Source organism: Diaphorobacter sp. JS3050 (assembly GCF_013154915.1).
Classification (GTDB): domain Bacteria; phylum Pseudomonadota; class Gammaproteobacteria; order Burkholderiales; family Burkholderiaceae_C; genus Diaphorobacter; species Diaphorobacter nitroreducens.
The window spans coordinates 1,319,709-1,344,435 of record NZ_CP053553.1 but is presented as its reverse complement, the minus strand read 5'-3'; the positions used below and the strand labels follow the sequence as shown (position 1 = coordinate 1,344,435).

Genomic DNA, 24,727 nt, shown 5'->3' with positions numbered 1-24,727 from the left:
CTCACACCGCAGTCGTTACGCGGTGATACATTTGAACCTCCTGCGGAGGGTGCGATGCGGCTCCTGCTGTTGCTCTGGTGCGGAATCTTGCCTGGCGGCGTGCGGCTGCGCGCTGTGCTGGGCGGAATGCTGTGCCTGCTCGGCGCGCTGCACCCCGGCCCGGCGCAGGCCTGCAGAGCCACAGTGCTGGAGCCGGGCAGGGGCCCCGTGGATCTGTGGGCCCACCTGTGCATGCGCTCTGACCCCACGCTGGCACGCACGGTGCAGGAGATGCTGGCCACGCCCACGGCGTTCGCGGCACCTGCGACGCGCGGCGGTTCACTGGGCGTGCGCCCGGATGCCGTGTGGCTGAAGGCGACACTGGTCCCCCAGGCGCGCGCAGGGCCCTGGGTCATCAATGTGGACTTCCCCCTGCTGAACGAACTCGACGTCTATCTGGTGGCGGACGGCGAGGTGCTGCAGCATCACGCCCTGGGCAACCTGCAGCAGCCCAGCCCCCACGCGCTGGATTGGCGCACCCCCGCGGTGGTTCTGGCGCTGGAGCACGAACGCACTTACGAGCTGCTGGTGCGCGTGCGCACGCTGGGCGGAATGATTGTCCCGCTGCGCATCGGCACCTGGCGAGACATGGCTGCGCCCATGCTGCGCGAGCAGATGCTGCAGGGCCTGTTCGTGGGCCTGGCGCTGTGCCTGTTCATCTACGGTCTGCTGCAGGCCGTTGCGCTACGAGAAAAGGTGTTCGCCTACTACGCGCTGCTGGTGCTGGGCAGCGCGGGGTTTTCCATCCACTTCTTTGGCATCGGCACCCTCTTCATCTGGGGGCACCACCCCTGGATGCAGCAGCACGCCGGCCCGCTGTTCGTCTGCATCGCGGTGATCGGCGCCTTCCTGTTCATGGGCCACTCGCTGGCGCGCGACAACCGGCCCGGTCGATTTCTGCGCACCATGCAGGGAGGAGCCGCGCTGTCCGTCCTGCTCTGCGCCGCGTTTCTGTCAAACGTTTTGAACACGCCCGCGACCCTCGCCACGCTGGCACTTCTGGGGCCGCTGCCGGCGTTGATCAGCCTGCCCGTGGCCGCGCAGCGCATGCACGAGAACGCCCCCGTGAGGCACACACTGCTGCTCGCATGGCTGGTCTATATCGGCACCGCCGTCGCACTCGCTCTGCTGGTGCATGGGGTGCTCCCCGCCCGGTTCTGGCCCATGCACCTCTTCCAGATCGCAGCCGTGGTCAACATGCTGCTGTTCATGCGCATGCTGGGCCTGCGCCACGCACGCCTGCGTGACGCAATGCAGGACGCCAGCCGGGAGCGCGACGCGCTCATGTCGCTGGCCCGCACCGACCCCCTCACCGGCCTGCCCAACCGGCGCGGCCTGGACGCAGCCCTGGGCGCCGCGCTGCCCCACGCGCAAGCCGACCGGCTGCTGGCCGTGTTTATGCTGGACCTGGACGGCTTCAAACCCGTCAACGATCAGCATGGGCACGCCGTGGGCGACCGGCTGCTGGTGGCCGTGGCGCAGCGGCTGCGCGCCCATTTGCGCCACGCCGACCTGATCGCACGGCTGGGCGGGGACGAATTCGTCGTCATGGCGCAGCAGCTGCCCAGCGTGATGCAGGCGCACGATCTCGGGATCGCACTGCTGGAATCCTTCCTGACGCCGTTTTACGTGCAGGGCGTCGAGATCCGCGTGGGGTTGACGATCGGCTACGCACTTGCGCCCGATGATGCCTGCGACGCCTGCACCCTCATCCGCCTGGCGGACGCCGCCATGTACAGCGGCAAGCAGCGGGGCAAGTTCTGCGTGCGCCGCAACAAGGGGGACCTGGCGCTGGCGTCGTCCTGACGCGGCTATTCGGCCCAGGTCACCAGGCCGCTCCATGCCGTGGCCAGCACCACCAAGCCAAACGCGATGCGATACCAGGCGAACGGCACGAAGCTGTGCGAGCTGATGTAGCGCAGCAGCCAGCGCACGCACAGCCAGGCGCTGATGAACGAAAACACCAATCCCACGGCAAACAGCGGAATGTCGGCCGCCGACAGCAGTGCGCGCTCCTTGTAGAGGCTGTAGACGCCTGCGCCGATCAGCGTGGGGATGGCGAGAAAGAACGAATAGTCGGTAGCCGCCTTGCGCGACAGCCCCAGCAGCATGCCGCCGATGATGGTGGCACCGCTGCGGCTGGTGCCGGGCACCATGGCCAGGCACTGCACCAGGCCGACCTTCAGCGCGTCCAGCGGCGTCATGTCGTCCACGGAATGGATGCGCACGGCGGCCTGCTGGCGCCGCTCGGCCCAGAGGATGACGAAGCCGCCCAGGATGAAGGTGCTGGCCACCACCACCGGCGTGAACAGATGCGCCTTGATGGCCTTGCCCAGCAACAGGCCCAGCAGCACGGCCGGGAGGAAGCCGATCAGCACGTTCAAGGCGAAACGACGCGCCTGCCGCTCGGTGGGCAGCGCCACCAGCGTCGCGCGGATGCGCTGCCAATAGACCAGAATGACCGCGAAAATGGCGCCGGTCTGGATGGCGATGTCGAAGACCTTGGCCTTGGCATCGTCAAACCCGAGCAGCGACCCGGCCAGGATCAGGTGGCCGGTGGAAGAGATGGGGAGGAATTCGGTCAGCCCTTCGACCACGCCCATGATGGCGGCCTTGAGCAGCAAGAGAGTGTCCACGCAAGCGTCCTGACAGCGAAAAAGCAAAGCGCGGATTATCAGCCCCGTGCGGCGTGACACGGGTGTCACGCCCTGTGTCCTGCCGGGCCATGCGCCAGAACGGCTCCGCTCGCGCCCGCCAGGCAACCGCCCGCGCCACGCGGCTGCCGTTCGTCGCAATGCACTGTTTGGTGGGCCCCCTCTCCTTGCACAGTACGGCAACGGGGTGCAGTACCCCGTCTGGAAACGCACCATGCATCACTCTCTTCATTCCCCGAACCACCCGGATACCCTCGACCGCCTGGCCCGGCGGCGCGCGGGTGCCAAGCTGGGCTGGCTGTTGCACGCGGCCGAGGCACAGCTGAAACTGCTGGAAACGCAGCTGGAGCCGCACATGATGTTCAACACCCTGGCCAACCTGCGCGTGCTGGTGGCCACGGATCCGCCGCGCGCCCAGGAGATGCTGGACCACTTCATCGCCTACCTGCGCGCCACCCTGGGCGCATCGCGCGCCGCGCTGCACCCACTGGCCGACGAGTTCGCGCGGCTGCAGGACTACCTGGCCCTCATGGCCGTGCGCATGGGCCCGCGCCTGGACTACACCCTGGAACTGCCCGAGGCTTAGCGCAACGTGCCCGTCCCGCCCCTTCTGCTGCAGCCGCTGGTGGAGAACGCCATCCGCCACGGCCTGGAGCCACAGGTGCAGGGTGGCCACATCCACGTACAGGCCGCGCTGCTGCAGGGCGGCACCCCGGCGGCGCGCGTGCAGCTGGCCGTGCGTGACACCGGCGCGGGCCTGCGCGACACACCACCCGCGGGCACCGCGGGCACGACCACCGCGCGCTTTGGCCTGCAGCAGGTGCGCGAGAGCCTCGCCACCCTGTACGGCGACGCTGGCACTCTCGAATTGATAGCTGCTAGCGCCCAGGGCACGGCCTGCATCATCACTTTTCCCTTGAAGCACCATGCACTCGACGTTCCCCCGAGCCCTGATTGCCGAGGATGAGCCGCTGCTGGCCGCTGCCCTGCGCCACGAGCTGCAGCAGGCCTGGCCCGCCCTGGAGATCGCAGCGAGCGTGGGCGACGGCCTGAGCGCCGTGCGTGAGGCGCTGGCACTGCGCCCCGACGTGCTGCTGCTGGACATCCGCATGCCCGGCCAGAGCGGCCTGGAGGCGGCAGCAGAGCTGGCCGATGCCTGGCCCGATTCCGCAGCCTTTCCCGCGCTGGTCTTCGTCACCGCCTACGACCAATACGCCGTACAGGCCTTTGAAGCCCAGGCGGTGGGCTACCTCCTCAAACCCGTGCAGCCCGCGCGGCTGCGCCAGACGGTGCAGCGGCTGCAGCAACTGCTGGCACAGCGCGGCGCCCCTGGCGCGCTGCCGGCGCTGGAGCAAGCGCTGACCCAGTTGCGCGCTTTGGCGCAGGCCCCAGGGCTGGGCGGATCGGTGCGGCCCCCAGCGGGTGGCGGCGCGCCACTGCGCATGATCCAGGCCAGCAGCGGCACGCAGATCCACCTCGTACCTGTGCAGGAGGTCGTGTACTTTGAGGCGGCCGACAAGTACGTGCGTGTGCTCACCGCCGAGCGTGAATACCTGATCCGCACGCCACTCAAGGAACTGGCCGGGCAGCTCGATCCGGCCGACTTCTGGCAGGTGCACCGGGGCACGCTGGTGCGTGCCGCCGCCATCGCCAGTGCCGTGCGCGACGAAGCGGGCCGGATGCATCTGCAGTTGCGGGGCCGGCCTGAGCGGCTGGCGGTGAGCCGACTGTATGCGCCGCTGTTCAAGGCCATGTAAGCGCGGGCCGGTGCGCACGCGCCTGCACGCGCGCCGCGTCCGGTGTAGCCTCGGGCCCCATGCCCAACGCCCCCTCCGCCGCGCCGCTTCCACCCGCCCCCATCGCCATGGCGCCGCGCGCCGCCCTGCTGATGCTGGTGGCGCTGACCTCGGGCTTCGCGTTGAGCTCGGCCTTTCGCACCGTGGCCGCCATCATGGCCGCGCCGCTGCAGGCGGACTTCGGGCTGTCGCCGCAAGCGCTGGGGGTATTCGCGGGCGCCTTCCATTTCGCCTTTGGCGCCATGCAGCTCTTCATGGGCATCGGCATCGACCTGTATGGCGTGCGCCGCACGATCCTGGCGGCGTTTCCGCTGTGTATCGCGGGGGCGCTGCTGTCGGCGCTGGCGCCGGGCTACGGCGCGCTGCTGCTGGGCCAGGCGCTGATCGGCGTGGGCTGCGCGCCGGCCTTCCTGGTGTGCACGGTGTTCATTGCACGGCATTTCGCGCCGCAGCGCTTCGCGGCGATGTCGGGCATGGCGATGGCGCTGGGTACGCTGGGCATGCTGTTCACCGGCACGCCTCTGGCCTGGCTGGTGCAGCAGTGGTCCTGGCGCGCGGGCTTCGTGGTGCTGGCGGCGCTGGCGCTGGCGGCTTGGCTGTGGATCTGGCGCAGCGTGCATGAGCCCGTCGCCGCGCCGGCGCAGCAGGAGGCCCCGCGCGAGTCCGTGCGCGAGGCGGTGCTGCGCTTCGCCGCGCTGTTCGCCGTGCCGCACACCTGGGGCATCGTGGTGCTGGGCGCGGTGACCTATGCGGCGCTCATCTCCCTGCGCGGCCTGTGGCTGGGGCCCATGCTGATCGAGCGCCACGGTTTCTCGCTGGTGCAAAGCGGCAACGTGGCGCTGGCCCTGTCGGTGGTGGCGCTGTGCGGGCCGATGCTGTTCGGCCGCATCGACCCCGGCCCCGCCCGGCGCCGCCGCTGGATCGTGACCTGCACCCTGGCCATGGCGGTCCTGTTCGCGGCCATGGTGCTGCCGCACTCCGCCCTGCTGGACGTCGCCTGCATGCTGGCCGTGGGGCTGCTGTCAGGCTTCATCGTGCTGCAGTACGCGGACGTGCGCGCGGCCTACCCGGCGGCGCTCACCGGGCGGGCCATGGCGGTGTTCACCATGGCCATGTTCCTGGGTGTGGCGGCCATGCAGTGGCTCACGGGGCTGGTGGCGTCCCTTGCCAAGCGCGGGGGGACGGACCCTTACCTGGCAGTGATGGCCAGCATCGCCGTGCTGCTCGCGTTGGCGGCGCTGGCGTTTCGGCTGCTGCCGCATCCGCCGCAGGGTGAAAGATAGCAGTCAAATCTGCCGTTATCGCTTACAGGATAAGCGCAAATAGCTATCAATTAAATAGCGTCACATGCCAACTGCCCCAGCGCACTTTCACAGCGAGCTGGCGCTGGAGCCGTCGCCCCGGTAGAGCCAGGGCACGTCCAGCAGCCGCTCTCCCAGCAGCCGCAACGCCGTGTCGCGCCCCCAGCGCACGAGGCCCGTGGCATGGAAGATGCGCCCGTTGCGCCGCGAGCGCTCCTGCACGCGCGCGTTGCGCTGCCAGCGGTTGAGCGCGTAACGGCGCAGGCGCAGCGGCACTTCCAGGTCGTGCATGGCCAGGGCGCGCTGCAGCTCGGCTGCGTCCTCGATGGCCATGCCGGCGCCTTGCGCCAGGTAGGGCCGCATGGGGTGCGCCGCGTCGCCCAGCAACGCCACCACCCCCTGCGCCATCTCTTGCGGGCCGGCGACGGGCGGGCGGTCCAGCAGCGGCCACAGGCGCCAGCCACTGCCCGCCTGGGGCACGGCGCGAATCAAGTCCTGCAGCGGCGTGCAGGTGCGGGCCAGCGCGGCCTCCAGATCGGCCGCGTTGGCGCCATGGTCCCAGGAATCGAGGTCGGCCGGCGGCTGCCCGTGGCGGATGGCCACCACGTTCAGCAATTCGCCACGGCGCAGCGGGTAGTGCACCACATGCAGACGCGGCCCCAGCCAGGCGGTCACCTGCTGGCTGCGCAGCGCCTGGGGCAGCGCGTCCTGGCGCACCACGGCGCGGTAGGCCAGGTGGCCGGAGACTCGCGTGGGCGTCTCACCCAGTAAACGCATGCGCGTGCCGCTGCGCAGGCCGTCGGCGCCGATGAGCGCATCGCCTTCGATCAGCAGATCTTGCGCACCGCCCTCGCTGGCGCTTGCCGGGCCGTGGCGCGTTACGCGCACGGTGACCACGCCACCGTCTTGCGCATGGTGCACGATGGAATGGCCCAGGTTCAGGTGCACACCAGTGCGCTCGCGCAATGCATCGAGCAGCAGGCCGTGCAGGTCCGCACGGTGGATGGTGGCGTAGGCGGCGCCGTAGCGCTCGATGGCGGTGTTGCCCAGGCGCAGCGCCGCCAACTCAGCGCCGGTGAGCGCACTGCGCACCTGCAGACGCTCGGGGAAGGCGGCCACGGCCTGCAGCGCGCTCTGCAGGCCCCAGGCCTGCAGCCGGCGCACCACGTTCGGGCCGATCTGCACGCCGGCGCCCACCTCGGTGAACTCCGCGGCACGCTCGAAGAGGCGCACTTCCCACCCGGCACGCGAGCTACCCAGGGCGGCAGCCAATCCTCCAATGCCACCGCCTGCGATCAAGACTTGTTTCTGCATGGACCGATTGTCCGCCCACCGGCAGCCACCCTGCTATCAGCGGCGCACCAGGCATGGCGCAAGCCCGCGGCGCGCAGACCAGATCGCACCGCCTGGGGCCGCAGCATCGCCTCCTAAGAGATGGAATCACGCGCTCAGCAACTGCCGCAGTACATACGGCAGGATGCCGCCCGCACGGTAATAGTCCACCTCGATGGGTGTATCGATGCGCAGGGTGACGGCCACTTCCTGGCAGGAACCATCCGCACGGCGGATGACCAGGCGCGCCTCGCTTTGCGGTGTGAGCGCGGGGTCTGGAATCACGTCGATCACCTCGTCGCCTTGCAGGCCCAGGCTCTGCCACGAGTCGTTGTCGCGCAGCTGCAGCGGCAGCACCCCCATGCCCACGAGGTTGGAACGGTGGATGCGCTCGAAGCTGCGCGCCACCACCGCCTTGATGCCCAGCAACTGGGTGCCCTTGGCCGCCCAGTCCCGGCTGGAGCCGGTGCCGTATTCCTCCCCCGCGAAGATCACCGTGGGCGTCTTGTTGGCGATGTAGTGCATCGCGGCGTCGAAGATGAACATCTTCTGGCCCTGCATCGGCCCCTCGCCCTGAAAGAGGGTGACGCCCCCCTCCTCGCGCGAGCCGTCGGCCAGCGGCGGGATCATGAGGTTTTTGATGCGCACGTTGGCAAAGGTGCCACGCATCATCACTTCGTGGTTGCCGCGGCGCGCGCCGTAGCTGTTGAAGTCGGGCTTGGCCACCCCGTGCTGCAGCAGCCACTGGCCGGCGGGAGAGGTTTCCTTGATGGAGCCTGCGGGAGAGATGTGGTCCGTGGTAATGGAGTCACCGAACAGCGCCATGATGCGGGCACCCATCACGGATTCCGAGGTTTTTTGGCCTGCAGCGCCCTGTTTACCATCGCTGGCAGCTACTGAATCGAGAGCAAAATCCGCAAAGAATGGCGGCTCCGCGATGTAGGTGCTGCTGGGCCACACATAGACGTCTCCGTCCACCCCGCGGATCTTGTTCCACAGGGCTCCGGGGTCGGTCTTGACCTTGGCGTAGTTCTCCTTGAAGGCCTTGCCGTTCATGGCGTACTTCATGAGCGCATGGATCTCGTCGCTGCTGGGCCAGATGTCGCCCAAGTACACGTCGCGCCCGCCCTTGCCCTTGCCGACCGGTTCGGTCATGAGGTCCTTGAGCACCGTGCCCGCGATCGCATAGGCCACCACCAGCGGCGGGCTGGCCAGGAAGTTGGCTTTGAGGTTGGGGTGGATGCGCGCCTCGAAATTGCGGTTGCCCGACAACACCGCGGCACACACCAGGTCATTGCTGGTGATGACCTCATTGAGCTCGGGCGCCAAATCGCCCGCATTGCCGATGCAGGTCGTGCAGCCATATCCCACCAGGGCAAAGCCCAGCTTTTCCAGATAGGGCAGCAGCCCGGTCTGCGTGAGGTATTCGGTCACGATGCGCGAGCCCGGCGCCAGCGAGGTCTTGATGTGCGGCGCGACCCGCAACCCTGCCTCCACCGCTTTCTTGGCCAGCAGGCCCGCAGCCAGCAGTACGCTGGGGTTGGAGGTGTTGGTACAGCTGGTGATCGCCGCGATCAGCACGTCGCCGTTGCCGATGGTCGGGTCCGCCCCCTTGGCGGGCAAATGGATCGCCGCGTCTTCGTGCTGCACCTCCAGGCGCGGCTTGTTCTGCTCCATCTCGACCAGGAAACGCGGCGCCCCTTCGGGTGCGGGTTTTTCGCTGGGGGCCCCCTCGGTCACGGGCGCCATGCGCCGGTGGATATGGTGGCGCGTGTGCAGCAGCTCAGCGGGTTGGTTGAAACCCGACTCGGCCACCGGTTTGCTGAACAGCTCGGCAAACTGGCGGCACACGTTGCCCAGTTCGATGCGGTCCTGCGGGCGCTTGGGGCCGGCCAGGCTGGGGGTGACATCCCCCAGATCCAGACGCACCACCTGCGAGTAGTCGATCTCCCCCGCGCGCGGCACACCGAACAGGCCCTGTGCGCGAAAGTACGCTTCGAACGCATCGATCTCCGCCTTGGTGCGCCCCGTGCCGCGGAAGTAGTCGATGGTCTTCTCGTCCACCGGGAAGAAACCCATGGTGGCCCCATATTCCGGTGCCATGTTGCCGATGGTGGCGCGGTCGGGCAGCGCCAGGGTCCGCGTGCCTTCTCCAAAGAACTCCACAAACTTGCCCACCACCTTCTCACGGCGCAGGATCTCGGTCACGGTGAGCACGAGGTCGGTGGCGGTGACACCCTCGCGCAGTTGGCCCGAGAGTTCGAAGCCCACCACGTCGGGCGTGAGGAAGTACACCGGCTGGCCCAGCATGGCGGCCTCGGCCTCGATGCCGCCCACGCCCCAGCCCACGACACCGATGCCGTTGATCATGGTGGTGTGGCTGTCGGTGCCCACCAGCGTGTCGGGGTAGTACACGCCGTCGTTGCCCTTGTGCACGCCGGGTGCGAGGTATTCCAGGTTCACCTGGTGCACGATGCCAAAGCCCGGAGGCACCACACCAAAAGTGCTGAAGGCCTGCATGCCCCACTTCATGAACTCATAGCGCTCGCGGTTGCGCTGGAATTCCAGCTTCATGTTCAGGTCGAGGGCCTTCTTCGTGCCGTAGTAGTCCACCATGATGGAGTGGTCCACAACCAGGTCTACAGGCACCAGCGGTTCGATCTTGCGGGGGTTGTGGCCCAGGCGCTGGGCCACGCTGCGCATCGCGGCCAAATCGACCAGCAGCGGCACGCCCGTGAAATCCTGCAGCACGACGCGCGACACCACGAACGGAATCTCGTCCTTGCGCGGCGCATTGGGCGCCCAGCGCGCCAACTGCTCCACATGCTCTGCAGTGATGCGGCGGCCATCGCAATTGCGCAGTACGGATTCCAGCACGATGCGCAGGGACACGGGCAGCCGGTTCACCCCCGGAAACTGGCGCGCCAGCGCAGGCAGCGAATAGAACTTGCCGCTCTTTCCCGCTGCCGTGGCAAACGTAGCGAGCGTGGAAGCAAAAGCGTGACCGGGGTTGCGGGAGGCTGCCATACAAGAACTCCTGTGGGTAACGACAGCGCCCATTTTGGCAGCGCCGCACTGCAGAGCCAACGCATCGCGAAATACCTTGACCCCACGCTGGGGCAATCGGGTTTAAATGAATACGCGTCCTGCGGTCGCCGCGCGGCCAGAAAGCACCGGTACACCGCTCCTGCACCGTGTCCGTTAATCGGTGCATGGGTCACTTTGCCGAGTGTCCGACATCAGCGGGGTCCTTTGACGCGTCCACCATATTGCCGCGCACCGCGCCACAAATACTGCACCCCTCATAAGCGACAAAACCCGCCAAGGCCACGCCCCAGCGGGTTCTTCAAATCATACGCAAAACAGCGGTTAGGTCGGCCCGGAGAATTGCGCCGAGCCGCGCCGCCACGTGGTGTTCAAATAGCGAACTTCTCGCGGTCTTCGTTTTGAATCCATTTCGGTGCCTTGCCGCGGCCCGTCCAGGTCTGGCCCGTGGCGGGGTCGCGGTATTTGGGCGCGACCTTGGTTCCACTGGTTGCAGAAACGCGGCCCGTGCGGCCTGCAGGGAACACGTCCTGCTGCGTCAGGCCATATTCCGCCACCAGTTCACGCACCTGCGAGATAGCAGCCGTCAATTCACGGCGTCGCGCCTCGGTGATTTGCTGCTCAAGGGCTTCACGCTGTTTCAACAGTTCTTTGTAGCTGACGGTCATGGAGGTATGGAGCGTTAAGGATTAATGGGCACGCGGATTATAAAGTCCCAAACCCAATCCCGTTACAAGTTCATGGCAATTGGCCGCATAAAAAAGCAACGAACAACCCCAGCCCAGATCACTACCTCTCATGGACACCCTCAAGGAACCTTTTCTCGCGCAGGTGCACAAATGCATCCGTATCATTGCTTGCACCAAAATGGTGATTTGATTCAACTAGTTACTAACGCTTCTGGTTTGCGCAGCACTTTGCCAGCGTCGCGTAGCCCTTCAAATAACCACCGATTCCACCCAGTTGGCGCGCACAATCGCCGCTTCTCCTGACTCTGTTCTAAGAATATGGCTCTATATTGTGTGGGCGACATCCAGGGTTGCGACGACGCCTTTGAACGCCTGCTCGCCACCATTGGTTTCTCGCCCAGCCGGGACACGTTGTACGTGCTGGGTGATCTGGTGAACCGCGGCCCGCACTCCTCCGCGGTGCTGCGCCGATGCATCACCCTCGGAGACAGCGTGCGGCCCCTACTGGGCAACCATGATTTGCACCTGCTCGCTGCCGCCTACGGCACGCGCCGACCGTCGCGGCGCGACACGCTGCAGGACATCCTGCTGGCGCCGGATCGGGACGAGATGCTCGAATGGCTGAGGCACCAGCCGCTGGCGCGGCGTGTGCACCATGGCGGCGGCGACCTGCTGATGGTGCATGCCGGCGTGTTGCCACAATGGACGGCAGAGGAGACGTTGGCATATGCCGGCGAAGTCGAAGCCGTCCTGCAAAGCCGGGAGTTCGCCGGTTTTCTGCAGCAGATGTACGGGAATTCTCCCGACCTGTGGAGCCCGGAACTTCAGGGAACGGACCGCCTGCGCGTGATCGTGAATGCGCTCACGCGCATGCGCTTTTGCTCACCCGAGGGCCGTATGGATTTCGAGAGCACCGAAAGCGCCTCCGAGGCGCCTCCAGGGCTGGTGCCGTGGTTTGACGCACCCGGACGTCGCACGCTGAACACACTGATCGCCTTTGGCCACTGGTCCACGTTGGGCTGGCTGGATCGGGCGGACGTCCTCGGGCTGGACACCGGGTGCGTGTGGGGCGGCTGTCTGAGCGCGGTGCGTTTCGGCACGACACTGGCCGACCGCGAGCGCTGCCACGTGGAATGCCCGCAGGCGCAAATGCCCGGCGCCTAGGCATGCTATCAACAATATAGCTTGGAGCGCTTGCTGTTCCGTCAGTTGAGCCGCAAATCGCCAAAAGCTTTCTTCGTGGCGCCGCTGGCCCGCGAAGAAAGCGTTTTCATCCTGCGCGCGCCGGCACTGGCCGCAGCGCGGCGAGCATTCCAGGGGAGCTCCAGCGCGTGCCATCAGCGCTCGCCACGAGGGCTTCGACATGTGCGTGGTCCGCATGCCATGCAGGTGCGGCCGCAGCCCCTTGCACCATCAGCGCCGTGCCCCAGCCGTTGACGTCTTCAACACGCTCGGCCAGGAGCGCCACGCCAGGCACACCTTCCGCGGGCCAACCCGTGCGGGGGTTGAGCACATGGTGCAGGCGGCGTCCTGCACGCAGGAAGCCCCGCTCGTAGTCGCCGGACGATGCCACCACGCCGCGCCCTTGCAGTTCCAGTACGCCCAGCAGCTGCGCCGGAGCGGAGGGATTGCGCACGCCCACACGCCAGGGACGGTCGTGCTGCCGGCCCATGACCAGGACATCGCCACCGCCGTTGACCAGCGCATCCGTGACGCCAGCGCGCTCCAGCACTTGCAAGCCCGCCTGCAAAATAGGTAGCTTCGCCACGCCGCCCAGATCCAACCCCATGCCCGGCCGCGCAAGGTAGGCCGTTCCTGCGCGCTCGTCCAGCACGAGGTGGCGCGCGTTCACCAAACGCAGCGCCTGAGCGATCTCCTCAGGTGCCGGCGCGGCTTCGTGGCCGGGCTCAAAATGCCAGCCCCGCAGTGCACCGACGGTGGGATCAAAGGCGCCAGCACTTTCTTGGTGCAGGCGACGCGCCGTGCGCAGCACCTGCATCACTTCCGGGGCCACGTGCACGGCATGCCGGCCGGCGGCCGCGCCGAGCCGCGCCACGTCGCTGCCCTCCCGGTAACGGCTCATGAGCGCCTCCAGGCGCTCCATTTCCGCGAATGCGTGCAGCATCGCCTGCTGCACAGCGCCGGCATCGCGGCCATTGCCAACGGCAGCCGCGATGTCCACGCGTGTGCCCATGAGGGTACGGCTCGCGCGCACCAGGGGCTGCGCGCCCTCCACCATGCCAGCCAAAGCCTGGCGCGGGTGGAGGTACGCCAGCGCGCCCAGCAACGGCAGCGCAAGGGCGAAGCGCCGCCGCGTCCACCGGTTGCCTACCGCCGGCATGCACCGATCTGAATTCATCGCGAGCCCCTCCGGTCCTTACATCGACTGGTCAGCCATGAAATCCACGGCGGCCTTTACTTCGTCATCGCTCAGCGAAGCCGCGCCGCCGCGCGCGGGCATCATGCCCTTGCTGCCGGTGAAGCCTTCGATGGCGTGCTTGTAGAGCGTGTCCTTGCCCTGGGCAATACGCGGCGCCCAATCGGCCTTATCGCCAGGCTTGGGAGCCCCTGCAACGCCGGCCGCATGGCACATCGCGCAGGTTTTGCCGAACACGCTCTTACCGACGGTGTTCTCAGCCGTTGCGGGGGCGGCGGCAGGTGCTTGAGCGGCTGGCTCGGGAGCGGGGGTAGGCGCGGGAGCCGGTGCTTGCGCAGCGGGTGCAGGAGCAGGTGCGGGCGCCGGAGCTTCGTTTTTGCCACAGGCGGCGAGCAGCAGGGTTGCGGCGGCCAGTGCCATCGTGAGAGATGTTTTTTTCATGAAAGCCTTTCTTGTTGACGTCCAAAACCAAAAGGGCATCTTAGCCTGCGCCCCATGCAACGAGCCTGCCCTTCAATGGGTCGTCAGTTTGGTAGTTTCCAGAATCATTCATTTGATGTAAATCAACATCGAAAGAAACATTCAAAGTGAACATTTAGGCACTGTCACCACAGAGGTGGCTTCCAACACGCGCCGTTAGAGCCCATACTTCCGCCATGGATAAACTCCGCTCCCTGAACCTCCTACGCTGGTGGGCAGTGGCGTGGTTCGTCCTTGGTTTTGGGGCGGCACTCGCCTCCCCCCTCATTCAGCCGCGCACCATGGAACTGGTCTGTTCCAGTGCCAGCGGCGCCACCTTGGTGGTTCACCATGCCGGTAGCAATGCCGTGCTCGACACCCTGGGCATGGACTGCTCGCTGTGCCTGCCCAGCATGGAACCGCCGCAGCCCGCCGTACTGACCGTGCCGGGCTGGCCCATCACCCATTCCGTACCCCTGCCACCGCCTCGTGTGGTGGCCGTTGCCCCCACGGCCGCGCCACCACCTGCGCGCGCGCCCCCATTTTCCGCTTGCACTACCTGAAAGAGGACATCATGAGCGACAAGAGAGAGAGCCTGAACCCTGAAACCGTTGGCATGGGACGCCGCCGGTTCATCAATACCGCTGCTTTGGCGGGACTGACCGTGGGCGTTGCCGCGTGCAACGACAAGCCCGCGGCCGCCCCTGCAGCATCCGGCACCCCTGCGCCGGCACCCGCCCCCGCTGCCGCCCACGCCGGCGCCAACGTGCACCTCAAGCCCGGTGAGCTCGATACCTACTACGGTCTTTGGAGCGGCGGCCACAACGGCGACGTTCGCGTGCTGGGCCTGCCCTCCGGTCGTGAACTTCTGCGCATTCCCTGCTTCGTGCCTGACGCACTCGTGGGCTGGGGCATCACCAATGAATCCAAGGCCGTGATGGGCACCAAGCCCGACGGCAGCCTGCGCTACACCGTGGCGGACACCCACCACTTGCACGGCTCGTACAAGGACGGCAACTACGACGGCCGTTACGCCTGGGTCAACGACAAGATCAACAGCCGCATCGCGCGCATCCGCCTGGACTACTTCATCTGCGACAAGATCACCGAGCTGCCCAACGTGCAGGGCTTCCACGGCATCTTCCCCGACAAGCGCGATCCGGTCGATCCCAACATCAACTACACCACGCGCGTGTTCTGCGGCGCTGAATTCGGCATTCCCCTGCCCAACGACGGCAAGGATGTGAACGCCACCGAGAAGTACCGCTCGATGTTCACCTGCGTGGATGCCGAGACCATGGAAGTGCGCTGGCAGGTCCTGATCGACGGCAACTGCGACCTGACGGCCACGTCGTTCGACGGCAAGCTGGCAGCGACCAACCAGTACAACACCGAGAACGGTGTGCACTACGAAGACATGATGTCGGCCGAGCGCGACGCCTGCCTGTTCTTCAACATTGCCCGCATCGAAGAAGCCGTGAAGGCCGGCAAGTTCAAGACCTACGGCACGTCCAAGGTGCCCGTGGTGGACGGCACCCGCGAAGCCAACAAGGATGCCAAGACCGCCCTCACCGCCTATGTGAGCGTTCCCAAGAACCCGCACGGCGTGAACGCCAGCCCCGACCAGAAGTACTTCATCTGCGCCGGCAAGCTGTCGCCCACGGCCACCGTGATCGAGCTGGCCAAGGTGCTGGACTGGTTTGACGGCAAGAGCGAGAAGCTCGACGACGCCATCGTCGCCGAGGTGGAAATCGGCCTGGGCCCGCTGCACACCGCCTTCGACGGCCGCGGCAACGCCTACACCACGCTGTTCCTGGACAGCCAGATCGTCAAGTGGAACATCGACAAGGCCATCGCCTTCCACAAGGGTGACAAGAACGCCACCTACGTCGTGGACCGCCTGGACGTGCACTACCAGCCTGGGCACATCAATGCCACGCACTCCGAGACCGTGGCCGCTGACGGCAAGTTCCTCGCCGTGGGTTGCAAGTTCTCCAAGGACCGTTTCCTGCCGGTGGGCCCCTTCCACCCCGAGAACGAACAGTTGATCGACATCTCGGGCGACAAGATGGTGCTGCTGGCCGACCACCCGGTGCGCGGCGAGCCCCACGACTTCATCATCTTCAAGCGTGACATCGTGAAGCCCAAGCAGGTCTACGACCTGGACGAGTTCCCGCTGGCCGTCAAGGACGCCAAGGAATCCGGCGTCTTCCGCAACGGCAAGAAGGTCACGGTGAAGCTCACGTCGCAGGCCCCTGCCTTCAGCCTGCGTGAATTCACCGTCAAGAAGGGCGATGAAGTCACGCTGATCCTCACGAACCTCGACAAGATCGAAGATTTGACGCACGGCTTCGCGGTGCCCAAGTACAACATCCAGTTCGTGATCAACCCGTTGGAGACGAAGTCGGTGACCTTCATCGCCGACAAGCCCGGTGTGTTCTGGGCTTACTGCTCCACGTTCTGCCATGCGCTGCACCTGGAAATGCGCACGCGCATGATCGTCGAAGCCTGATGACGCGCAACCCTCCTGGGCCTGGCCTGGGAGGGTTGTAAGTCAAATTGGCTTCTTTCGCAGACGCAGCAAGCGGCGCCTGCTATTAGTTGGATAGTGCAATGTTTTCCCTAGGTTCACGGTTAGCCGCTTTCTGTCTTGCTCTGGTCCTCGCCGCCCCGCTTTGGGTGCCGCGGGCGCACGCAGGAGCCTACGAGGCGGAACTGCCTGCGAACCTGGCCACCACGCCCGACATGTGCGCGCTGCTGCCGTGCACCGAAGTATTTCCGGGCGCTACGCATTTTTCGCCGCGCAAGGGCCAGCCGCCCTATGTCGAGGCGTATGACAACGACTCGGCCCAGAAGAAGCTTCTGGGCTACGTCATGCTGTCGACCGACATCACCGACACGCCCGCCTACTCGGGCAAGCCGGTGGTCACGCTCATCGGTATGGACACGCAGGGCCGCTTCGTCGGCATGAAGGTGCTCAAGCACTCCGAGCCCATCCTGCTGCTGGGCATCCCGGAGTCGGCACTCATCAATTTCAACAACCAGTACATTGGCAAGTCGGTCACCGACACCATCGAAGTCGGCCCTTCCCGCCCCGATGAGAACGTCATCGGCGTCGACGCCATCTCCGGAGCCACCGTCACCGTGGTGGCTCAGAACCAGGTGGTCATGGCCTCGGGCTCGGCCGTGGCACGCCAGACCGGCATCATTGCTCCCACGGTGCGCGAGCAGCCTCGCTTTGTCACCACCGGACAAACCTACGATTGGGCCCAACTCGTCAAGATGGGCGCGGTGCAGCAATTGCTGGTCAAGCCCGAACAGGTGGGCCTGCCGCGCGGCCCCGAGCCCTTCATCGAAATGTGGTTCGGTGACCTGAACCAGCCCGACGTAGGCCGCAGCCTGCTGGGCAAGAACAGCTTCGAAAGCCTGCGTTCGCGCCTCAAGGAAGGCGAGAGCGCCATGTTCGTCATCAAGACCGGCGGGCAGGAGTCCTTCAAGGGATCAGGTTTCGTCCGCGGCGGCATTTTTGACCGTGTGCAGGTCAAGCAAGGTGCCGACTCCTTCACCTTCCGCGACCTGGACTCCCTCAACCTGTACGGCCTGGAGGCCGCCGGCGCACCCCGCTACACCGAGTCGTCCATCTTCATCATCCGCTCGCAGGCCTTTTCTGCGGCCTATCCGTGGAAATTCGCCTTCCTGGGTAACCGGGTCGATCGGGCCACAGGCCATCGCAGCTTTGCCGTCTTCGAGTCCAAGTACTGGTTGCCGGCAGATCTGCTCGAAGGCGGCCGCCCCAAGGTGCAAGAACCCGATGCCCCCTGGGTACGCATCTGGAAATCGCAGGCCCTGCCCATCAGCCTGTTCGCCCTGCTGCTGATCGCAGTCACCGTGGTGTACGCCTTCCGCGAAAGGCTCACCCGCCTGTCCACGCACAAGAACAAGTGGCCGGTCAATGGCTTCAAGTACACCTTCTGGGCCATCAGCATCTTCTGGATCGGCTTTGGCTACATGGCCCAGCCGTCCATCACCCAGGTGCTGACCTGGTTCCACTCCGTCCTGTTCCAGTGGACCTGGTCGCTGTTCCTGTCCGATCCGTTCATCTTCCTGTTCTGGATCTTCATCATCGTGACCGTCTTCCTGTTCGGGCGCGGGCTGTTCTGCGGCTGGATGTGTCCGTTCGGCTCGCTGCAGGAGGCGATCTTCAAGATCGCCAAGGCCCTCGGGCTGAAGCGCTTCCAGACACAGCTGCCGCAAAAGTGGCATGACCGGCTCAAGTGGATCAAGTACGCCGTCTTCTTCGTCCTGCTGGCGGTGTCGATGTTCTCCATGGGTCTGGCCGAGAAGCTGGCCGAGGTCGAACCCTTCAAGACCACGTTCCTGGTCGGCGTGATGAACCGGGCATGGCCCTATGGCCTGTTCGTCGCCGCCATCCTCGGCGTGTCGATCTTCATCGAGCGCCCCTACTGCAAGTACATCTGCCCGCTGGGCGCCTCGCTGGCCATGCCCAGCACCTTCCGCTGGTTCGGGTTGAAGCGCAAGCAGGACTGCAACAGCTGCAAGGCCTGCGCGGTAGGTTGCGGAGCACAGGCCATCGACGCCGACGGGCGCATCGACCACCGGGAATGCCTGCATTGCCTGGATTGCATGATCCTGTACACCGACACCAAGGGCTGCCCGCCTCTGGCCAAGGAGCGCAAGCGCCGCGAGAAGGACGGCTTGGAGATGACGCCTATCGGCAAGAATGGCTACTTCATCCCCATCTACCCCGCCACCGTGCAGGACCAGATATCGGCCAAGGCCGCCCAGGGCCCCGATCCGCGCATGCCCACCGAACCCACGCTGCCCGCGCACAAGCGCAACGTAGGCTTCATGAGCTGGCTACTGCTGGAACTGCGCGACCATCTCTGGCCCTGGAGCGCCGAAGGCTGGCGCAGCCAGCGCGCGCTGCAGATCGCCGGGCTGTCGCTGGCGGTGGCGGCCACCATCGCCTGGATCATGGCGGCGATGGGCCACCTCTCGTCGGGCGCCATCATCGGCTGGTGGTTCGGCTGGAGCGTGTACGAAGTGCTGATTCGCCTGTCGGGCCGCCGTTACGTCAAGGACGGCCCATGGTGGCGCGACAATTACCGCGTTGCAGGTGTAATGGACATGATGAGCTACGTAGGATTCAAGAACCTGATGATCGGTGCTGCGCTGTTCCTGGTGCTGCAGGCGCTGGGACTGTTCACCCCATGAAGGGCGGTGTCACCCACTTAATGCTGGCCTTGGCGATGACCCTCGCCGGGGCCTGCCAGGCGGCCACCCTCCATGTGCGAGCGGGCGACGATCTGACCGCCGTCGTGCGCAAAGCCAAGGCAGGCGATGTGCTGGAGATTGCACGGGGCACGTACCGCGCCAATCTGGTGATCGACAAGCCCCTCACGTTGCGCGGCGTGGACCGCCCCACCATCAGCGGCGGCAACCAGGGCGACACCATCCGCGTCACCGCACCGGACGTGGTGATCGAGGGCCTGATCGTGCGCGACTCGGGTGACGACCTCAAGGATCAGAACGCCGGCATCTACCTCTACCCTGGCGCCCACCGTGCCGTCGTACGCCGCTGCGACCTCACCTACAACCTGTTCGGCCTGTGGATCGAGAAGGCCAATGACGTGCTCATCGAGCACAACGTCATCACCGGCAAACGTGAATACTCCTCGCCGCAGCGTGGCAACGGCGTGCAGCTGTACAACACCAAAGGCGCAAAGATCCTGAACAACAACATCAGCTTCGTGCGCGACGCGCTCTACGTGGACGTCTCGCACCATGCGCTGTTCAAGGGCAATCGGCTGCATCACAGCCGCTACGGCACGCACTACATGAACTCCTACTACAACCTGTGGGAGGACAACGACACCTACTACAACCGTGGCGGCTTGGCCCTGATGGAAGTGCGCGAGCAGACCGTGCGCAACAACCGCGCCTGGGGCAACTCCGACCACGGCATCATGCTGCGCACGCTGCAGGATTCGGTGATCGAAGGCAACGTCGTGGCCGGCAACAGCCGGGGCTTCTTCATCTACGACGTGGAGTACATCAAGCTCAACAACAACCTGGTGGTGGACAACACCGTCGGCGTGCACCTGGCCGCGGGCTCGAAGAACAACGAAGTCGAAGGCAACGACTTCATCTCCAACCGCGAGCAGGTACGCTACGTGGGTGCGCGCGACGAGCGCTGGGGCGCCAAGAGCGGCAACCACTGGAGCAACTACCTGGGCTGGGACCGCGATGGCGACGGTGTCGGCGATGTGCCCTACGAGGCCAACGACATGGTGGACCGCCTGACCTGGCGCCACCCTAGCGTCAAGCTGCTGCTGGCCAGCCCGGCCGTGCAGGCCCTGCGCCTGGTGGGCCGGCAGTTCCCTGTGCTGCGCGTGCCATCGGTCGTGGACCCGAAGCCGCGCATGCAGCCCAGCAATCAACAATGGAGTGAATGGCGTGGCAAGCATTTCCCCGGCCAGTGACAACGTGGCCATCTCGCTGCGCGGCGTCAGCAAGCACTACGGCGCGCTGCACGCCGTGGACGGTGTGGACCTGGACATCCCCAAGGGCGAGATCTTCGGCCTGATCGGGCACAACGGCGCAGGCAAGAGCACGCTGTTCAAGATGATGCTGGGCCTGGTGAAGCCCACGCAGGGCACGCTTTGGATCGCAGGCGCCCAGGTGGGTGGGCGGGGATTCCGCGCCGCCCGCCGCCAACTGGGCTACCTGCCCGAGAACGTGGTGCTCTACGACAACCTGGACGGGTTGGAGACGCTGCGCTTTTTCGCGCGGCTGAAATCCGCCCCGCTGGCGCAGTGCGCGGACATTCTGGAGCGCGTGGGTCTGGCACACGCCGGCAAGCGCCCGGTGCGCGAGTATTCCAAGGGCATGCGCCAGCGCCTGGGCTTCGCGCAGGCATTGCTGGGCAGCCCGCGCGTGTTGTTCCTGGACGAACCCACCAACGGCCTGGACCCGCAGGCGATCCGCGACTTCTACGCCACGCTGCGGGGCCTGCAGGCCGAGGGCGTGACCATGGTCATCACCTCGCACATCCTCGCCGAACTGCAAGAACGCGTGGACCGGCTCGCCATTCTCTCGGCCGGCCGCATCCAGGCGCTGGGCAGCGTGCAGCAGCTGCGCGAGCAAACCCGCATGCCGCTGTCGTTCGAACTGGACATCGCACCCGCCGACCGGCCCGCCGCCGCACAGGCGCTGGAACAAGCGACGGGCATCGTCCCCGAGCACATGCCCGAAGGCTTGCGCCTGCACTGCCCGCGCGAGCAGAAGATGGCCGTGCTGGCAGCCCTCGCGCCACTGGGTGCGCGCGTGCGCGACCTCAAGCTGCTGGAGCCCTCGCTCGAAGACGTGTTCTTCGGCTTCGCCGACTGACACCCTGCCCACGACGCCCCATGGAACTGACCCAGATCTTCACCATCGCCGCCAAGGAATTCCGCGATCGCATGCGCAATCGCTGGGTGCTTGCGGTGGCCCTCGTCTTCACCGTGTTCTCACTCGTCATCGCCTACTTCGGCGGCGCGCAGCAGGGCACGGTGGGCTTTCGCTCCATCGAGTTCACCATCGCCAGCCTCGTCAGCCTGGTCATCTACCTCATCCCGCTGATTGCGCTGTTGCTGGGGTTCGATGCCATCGTGGGCGAGCGCGAGCGCGGCTCGCTTGATCTGCTGCTGGCCCTGCCCATTACCCGGCTGGATTTGCTGCTGGGCAAATACCTGGGCTTGGCGGCTGCGCTGGCGCTCTCCACCCTGGCGGGCTTCGGGCTGGTGGCGGTGCTGCTGTGGCGCCACATGAGCGCCAATGCCCTGTTCCACTACGGCGGCTTCATGATCAGCTCGGTATTGCTGGGCCTCGCATTCCTGAGCCTGGCAGTGATGCTATCGGTGCTGGCTCGCGACCGCACGCGCGCCTCGGGCCTGGCCATCGCTACCTGGTTCTTCTTCGTGCTGGTGTTCGATTTGCTGCTGCTGGGCCTGCTGGTGGCCACGGGCGGGCAGTTCGCGGGCGATGCGTTCGCCTGGCTGCTGCTGCTGAACCCGGCCGACGTGTTCCGTATCCTCAACGTGTTCTCGCTCGAAGACGTGCGCACGCTCTACGGGCTCGCCAGCGTCGTTCCCTCGTCGCTGGGTAGCCCCGCAATCATGGGTGGCGTGATGCTGGCGTGGATCGCCCTGCCGCTCGCCATCGCCAACTGGAGATTCAAGCCATGACCTGTTCCTGCATCACCCGTCGCCGTGCACTGGGCATGGCCGCCTTCACGGCGCTGGCCACCAGCAGCCTGCTGGCTGGCTGCGGCGACAAGGCAGCCGAACAGCAGTCCCTTGCGCCCGTGGAGATCGACCGTTCCACAAGTTGCGAGCTCGACGGCATGCTGCTTGCAGACTACCCCGGCCCCAAGGCGCAGATCCACTACGCGGGCCAGGAAAAGCCCTCCTTCTTCTGCGACACCATCGAACTGTTCAACACCCTGCTCGCCGGCGAACAAGTGCGTGCAGTGCGCGCCGTGTACGTGCAGGACATGGGCAAGGCCGACTGGAACGAACCCAAGGGCCACTGGATCGACGCCAAGACCGCCGTCTACGTGCTGGGCAGCAAGCGGCATGGCTCCATGGGCCCCACCATCGCCAGCTTCGCGCAGGAGGCCGATGCAGCCAAGTTCGCCGGTGAACATGGCGGCAAGGTGCTGCGCTTTGCGGACATCAAGCTCGACATGGTGGACCTGAGCGGCGGTGCGCTGCACGACACCCGCATGTAACAGCCCTTGCACCATGTCTGCATCCACGCTGAGTCCTCCGCCGCACCAGCCACGCCGCAGGCGCATGCTGGTTGCGGGCACGCTGGCGTTTGCAGCCGCGGCGGGCGGGCTCTGGGGCGTTCCGGGCCTGCGCAGCGCGCTGCGGCCCCAGCCGGCTCCCGCTCTGGAGCCGGACGTGTGCATCGTCGCACCCCCAACGCCGTACGACCCCGCGTCGGGCCTGCCGCCCACAGCAGCGCGCCCCATTCCGGTGGATGCGCGCTGTCCCGTGTGTGGCATGTTCCCCGCCCGTTCGCCCGACTGGGCGGCGCAGGTCATCTTTCGCAATGGCGACGCACAGTTTTTCGACTCGCCCCTGTCGCTGTTCATGTACCTGCAGGACGTGGCCCGCTACAGCCCCGGCCGCAGTGCACGGGACATCATGGCGCACTACGTCACCGACACCACGCGGCCAGCGGCCGCGGGCGGCGCCCGCTGGACGGACGCGCTGTCTGCCTATTACGTGCACGGCTCGTCGGCGCGGGGGCCGATGCGCGCCGGCAATCTGCCCGCGTTCTCGACACGGGAGGCCGCACAGGCCTTTGCCGCACAGCGCGGCGGCACAGTGCTCGCCTTTGGCGCCGTGGATGCCCCCCTGATCGCGCAGTTGGCGGGCCCTGGCGGGCACAATCACCCCTAGCATTAGCTATTAAAAACATAGCTACCAGCGCTTATTCCGAAAGCGCCAGGGGCATTTTTTATCGAAAAGGCCGCTGAACGGCGGCCTGTGTTTTCAGTGGGTTGATGGCTCGGCCGTAGAGGCCTGCGGCGCCTTGAACAAGGCGGGTAATTTGCGCTTGGGCTTGATGTTGGCGGAGATGCCGCCACGCGCGGGCGATGCCTTGGGGGCCACCTCCCAACTCGCCGACGCACCGGCCGAGGTGCCGGCCTCGTAGGGCTTGTCGAAGAACGGATCGCGAGACGCTGCAGGCGCAGAGCGGTACGCGCTGCGCTCGCGGCTGCGGGGGGCGGCTGGAGCGCCCTCGCCCGAATCGTCACCGCCCCAGGCGCGGCGGCCGTCGTTGTAGCGGCCCCGCGGACGATCTTCCTGCAATTCCAGCGGTTCCAGCTCGATCTTCTTCTTGATGAGCTTCTCGATATCCGCCACCAGGCGGGTATCGCTGCTGGCCACCAGCGTGACGGCCAGACCCGATGCGCCGGCGCGGCCCGTACGGCCGATACGGTGCACATAGTCCTCTGCATTGAAGGGCACGTCGTAGTTGAACACCGCGGGCACGTCCTTGATGTCCAGGCCCCGCGCCGCCACGTCGGTGCAGACCAGCAGGTCCACCTCGCCGCTCTTGAAGGCTTCCAGCGCCTTCAGTCGCTCGTCCTGGCTCTTGTCGCCATGCAACGCGGCGGTCTTGAGACCGTCGCGCTCCAGGCTGCGGGCCAGGCGCGCGCAGCCCAGCTTGCTGTTCACGAAGATGAAGGCCTGCTTGAGGCCGCGCTCGTTCAGCACATGGCGGATGGCGCGGCGCTTGTCGTCGCCGTCTACCGCGAAGAAGCGCTGCTCCACGGTGGAGGCGGTCTCGTTGGGGCGCGCGACCTCGATGGTGATCGGGTCCTGCAGATAGCTGCCGGCCAGGCGCTTGATCTCGGGCGAGAAGGTGGCGGAGAACAGCAGCGTGGTGCGCTGCTTGGGCAGGTAGGAGAGGATGCGCTGCAGGTCGGGCAGGAAGCCAATGTCCAGCATGCGGTCGGCCTCGTCCAGCACCACGTACTCGACCTGATTGAGCACTGCGTTCTTGGCCTCGATATGGTCCAGCAGACGGCCGGGCGTGGCCACCAGCACCTCGACGCCCTTTTTCAGCTCGATGGTCTGCGGCTTCATGTCCATGCCGCCAAACACCACCGTGCTGCGCAGCTTGGTGTACTTGGCGTACAGCGCGATCTGCTGCGCCACCTGGTCCGCCAGCTCGCGCGTGGGCAGCAGCACGAGCGCGCGCACAGGGTGGCGCGCAGGGGAGGCTGAACTGTTCTCGTGCTTGAGCAGGCGCTGCAGCAACGGCAGCGAAAAGGCCGCCGTCTTGCCGGTGCCGGTTTGCGCCGCACCCATCACGTCCTTGCCGGTCAGCACGACAGGGATCGCCTGTGCCTGGATCGGCGTCATGTTCTCGTAGCCCATCTCGGCTACGGCGCGCTTGAGCGGCTCGGCCAGCGCAAGAGTGGAATAGGGTTGTGTCATGAAGCCGCTATTGTCGC

At 66.1% G+C, this 24,727-nt stretch carries 19 protein-coding genes and 1 pseudogene; 13 read left to right on the top strand and 7 right to left on the bottom strand.

What is annotated here, in order from left to right; genetic code table 11:
• The first annotated feature begins 54 nt into the window (after positions 1 to 54).
• Positions 55 to 1,845, top strand: a complete 1,791-nt coding sequence (locus tag HND92_RS06620) for a diguanylate cyclase (RefSeq protein WP_172206576.1) — start codon at positions 55 to 57, stop codon at positions 1,843 to 1,845.
• A 5-nt stretch (positions 1,846 to 1,850) separates the two neighbouring features.
• On the opposite strand, the gene HND92_RS06615 is transcribed toward HND92_RS06620, so the two are convergent.
• Positions 1,851 to 2,675 carry an undecaprenyl-diphosphate phosphatase gene (locus HND92_RS06615; RefSeq protein WP_172206575.1) on the bottom strand — a complete coding sequence of 275 codons (825 nt, stop codon included), beginning with the start codon at positions 2,673 to 2,675 and terminating at the stop codon, positions 1,851 to 1,853.
• Between the two features lie 325 nt (positions 2,676 to 3,000).
• Here HND92_RS06615 and HND92_RS06610 point away from each other — a divergent pair.
• The 3 genes and pseudogenes from HND92_RS06610 to HND92_RS06600 all read left to right on the top strand — a co-directional run.
• Positions 3,001 to 3,660, top strand: a pseudogene (locus tag HND92_RS06610) (sensor histidine kinase); the annotation flags it as partial.
• Positions 3,620 to 4,450: a LytTR family DNA-binding domain-containing protein gene (locus HND92_RS06605; protein ID WP_172206574.1), complete on the top strand. Its 831-nt coding sequence runs from the start codon at positions 3,620 to 3,622 to the stop codon at positions 4,448 to 4,450. The pseudogene HND92_RS06610 and the gene HND92_RS06605, both read left to right, overlap by 41 nt.
• A 59-nt stretch (positions 4,451 to 4,509) precedes the next feature.
• Entirely contained in the window at positions 4,510 to 5,772 is a 1,263-nt protein-coding gene (locus tag HND92_RS06600; RefSeq protein WP_172206573.1) for an MFS transporter, read from the top strand.
• A gap of 87 nt (positions 5,773 to 5,859) precedes the next feature.
• Here HND92_RS06600 and HND92_RS06595 read toward each other — a convergent pair whose 3' ends face one another.
• From HND92_RS06595 to HND92_RS06585, 3 genes are all read right to left on the bottom strand, one after another.
• Positions 5,860 to 7,104: an FAD-dependent monooxygenase gene (locus HND92_RS06595; protein ID WP_172206572.1), complete on the bottom strand. Its 1,245-nt coding sequence runs from the start codon at positions 7,102 to 7,104 to the stop codon at positions 5,860 to 5,862.
• A 126-nt stretch (positions 7,105 to 7,230) separates the two neighbouring features.
• Positions 7,231 to 10,149, bottom strand: a complete 2,919-nt coding sequence (locus tag HND92_RS06590; RefSeq protein WP_172206571.1) for an aconitate hydratase — start codon at positions 10,147 to 10,149, stop codon at positions 7,231 to 7,233.
• A gap of 389 nt (positions 10,150 to 10,538) precedes the next feature.
• Positions 10,539 to 10,835, bottom strand: coding sequence for an H-NS histone family protein (locus HND92_RS06585; RefSeq protein ID WP_011804577.1), 297 nt, complete (start codon positions 10,833 to 10,835; stop codon positions 10,539 to 10,541).
• Positions 10,836 to 11,174: 339 nt separating this feature from the next.
• Between HND92_RS06585 and HND92_RS06580 the strand changes: the two genes are divergently transcribed.
• The gene (locus HND92_RS06580) at positions 11,175 to 12,020 is read left to right on the top strand and encodes a symmetrical bis(5'-nucleosyl)-tetraphosphatase (RefSeq protein WP_172206570.1); all 846 of its coding nucleotides are present in this window, start codon (positions 11,175 to 11,177) and stop codon (positions 12,018 to 12,020) included.
• A 106-nt stretch (positions 12,021 to 12,126) separates the two neighbouring features.
• On the opposite strand, the gene HND92_RS06575 is transcribed toward HND92_RS06580, so the two are convergent.
• A complete protein-coding gene (locus tag HND92_RS06575) occupies positions 12,127 to 13,215 on the bottom strand; it encodes an FAD:protein FMN transferase (protein ID WP_172206569.1) in 1,089 nt (362 codons plus the stop codon).
• An 18-nt stretch (positions 13,216 to 13,233) separates the two neighbouring features.
• On the bottom strand, positions 13,234 to 13,674 hold the full coding sequence (locus tag HND92_RS06570) for a cytochrome c5 family protein (RefSeq protein ID WP_172206568.1): 441 nt from the start codon (positions 13,672 to 13,674) through the stop codon (positions 13,234 to 13,236).
• Positions 13,675 to 13,994: 320 nt separating this feature from the next.
• On the opposite strand from HND92_RS06570, the gene HND92_RS06565 reads away from it, so the two are divergent.
• The 8 genes from HND92_RS06565 to HND92_RS06530 all read left to right on the top strand — a co-directional run bounded on the left by HND92_RS06565 (position 13,995) and on the right by HND92_RS06530 (position 23,162).
• A complete protein-coding gene (locus tag HND92_RS06565) occupies positions 13,995 to 14,255 on the top strand; it encodes a hypothetical protein (RefSeq protein WP_234305558.1) in 261 nt (86 codons plus the stop codon).
• A gap of 11 nt (positions 14,256 to 14,266) precedes the next feature.
• Positions 14,267 to 16,204, top strand: coding sequence for a TAT-dependent nitrous-oxide reductase (gene nosZ / locus HND92_RS06560; RefSeq protein WP_047350834.1), 1,938 nt, complete (start codon positions 14,267 to 14,269; stop codon positions 16,202 to 16,204).
• A 101-nt stretch (positions 16,205 to 16,305) separates the two neighbouring features.
• Positions 16,306 to 18,927, top strand: coding sequence for a NosR/NirI family protein (locus HND92_RS06555; RefSeq protein WP_172206567.1), 2,622 nt, complete (start codon positions 16,306 to 16,308; stop codon positions 18,925 to 18,927).
• Positions 18,924 to 20,195 carry a nitrous oxide reductase family maturation protein NosD gene (locus HND92_RS06550; protein WP_172206566.1) on the top strand — a complete coding sequence of 424 codons (1,272 nt, stop codon included), beginning with the start codon at positions 18,924 to 18,926 and terminating at the stop codon, positions 20,193 to 20,195. The genes HND92_RS06555 and HND92_RS06550 overlap by 4 nt, the downstream gene beginning before the upstream one ends.
• Positions 20,170 to 21,102, top strand: coding sequence for an ABC transporter ATP-binding protein (locus HND92_RS06545; RefSeq protein ID WP_172206565.1), 933 nt, complete (start codon positions 20,170 to 20,172; stop codon positions 21,100 to 21,102). Before HND92_RS06550 ends, HND92_RS06545 begins: the two co-directional genes overlap by 26 nt.
• Before the next feature lie 20 nt (positions 21,103 to 21,122).
• On the top strand, positions 21,123 to 21,938 hold the full coding sequence (locus tag HND92_RS06540) for an ABC transporter permease (RefSeq protein ID WP_172206564.1): 816 nt from the start codon (positions 21,123 to 21,125) through the stop codon (positions 21,936 to 21,938).
• The gene (locus HND92_RS06535; RefSeq protein WP_011804567.1) at positions 21,935 to 22,483 is read left to right on the top strand and encodes a nitrous oxide reductase accessory protein NosL; all 549 of its coding nucleotides are present in this window, start codon (positions 21,935 to 21,937) and stop codon (positions 22,481 to 22,483) included. The genes HND92_RS06540 and HND92_RS06535 overlap by 4 nt, the downstream gene beginning before the upstream one ends.
• A 64-nt stretch (positions 22,484 to 22,547) precedes the next feature.
• Positions 22,548 to 23,162 (top strand): nitrous oxide reductase accessory protein NosL, encoded by a 615-nt coding sequence (locus HND92_RS06530; RefSeq protein WP_047350833.1) that lies wholly within the window; start codon positions 22,548 to 22,550, stop codon positions 23,160 to 23,162.
• A gap of 93 nt (positions 23,163 to 23,255) precedes the next feature.
• Here the strand turns inward: HND92_RS06530 and HND92_RS06525 are convergent, their stop codons facing one another.
• A complete protein-coding gene (locus HND92_RS06525; protein ID WP_172206563.1) occupies positions 23,256 to 24,710 on the bottom strand; it encodes a DEAD/DEAH box helicase in 1,455 nt (484 codons plus the stop codon).
• Positions 24,711 to 24,727: the final 17 nt, after the last annotated feature.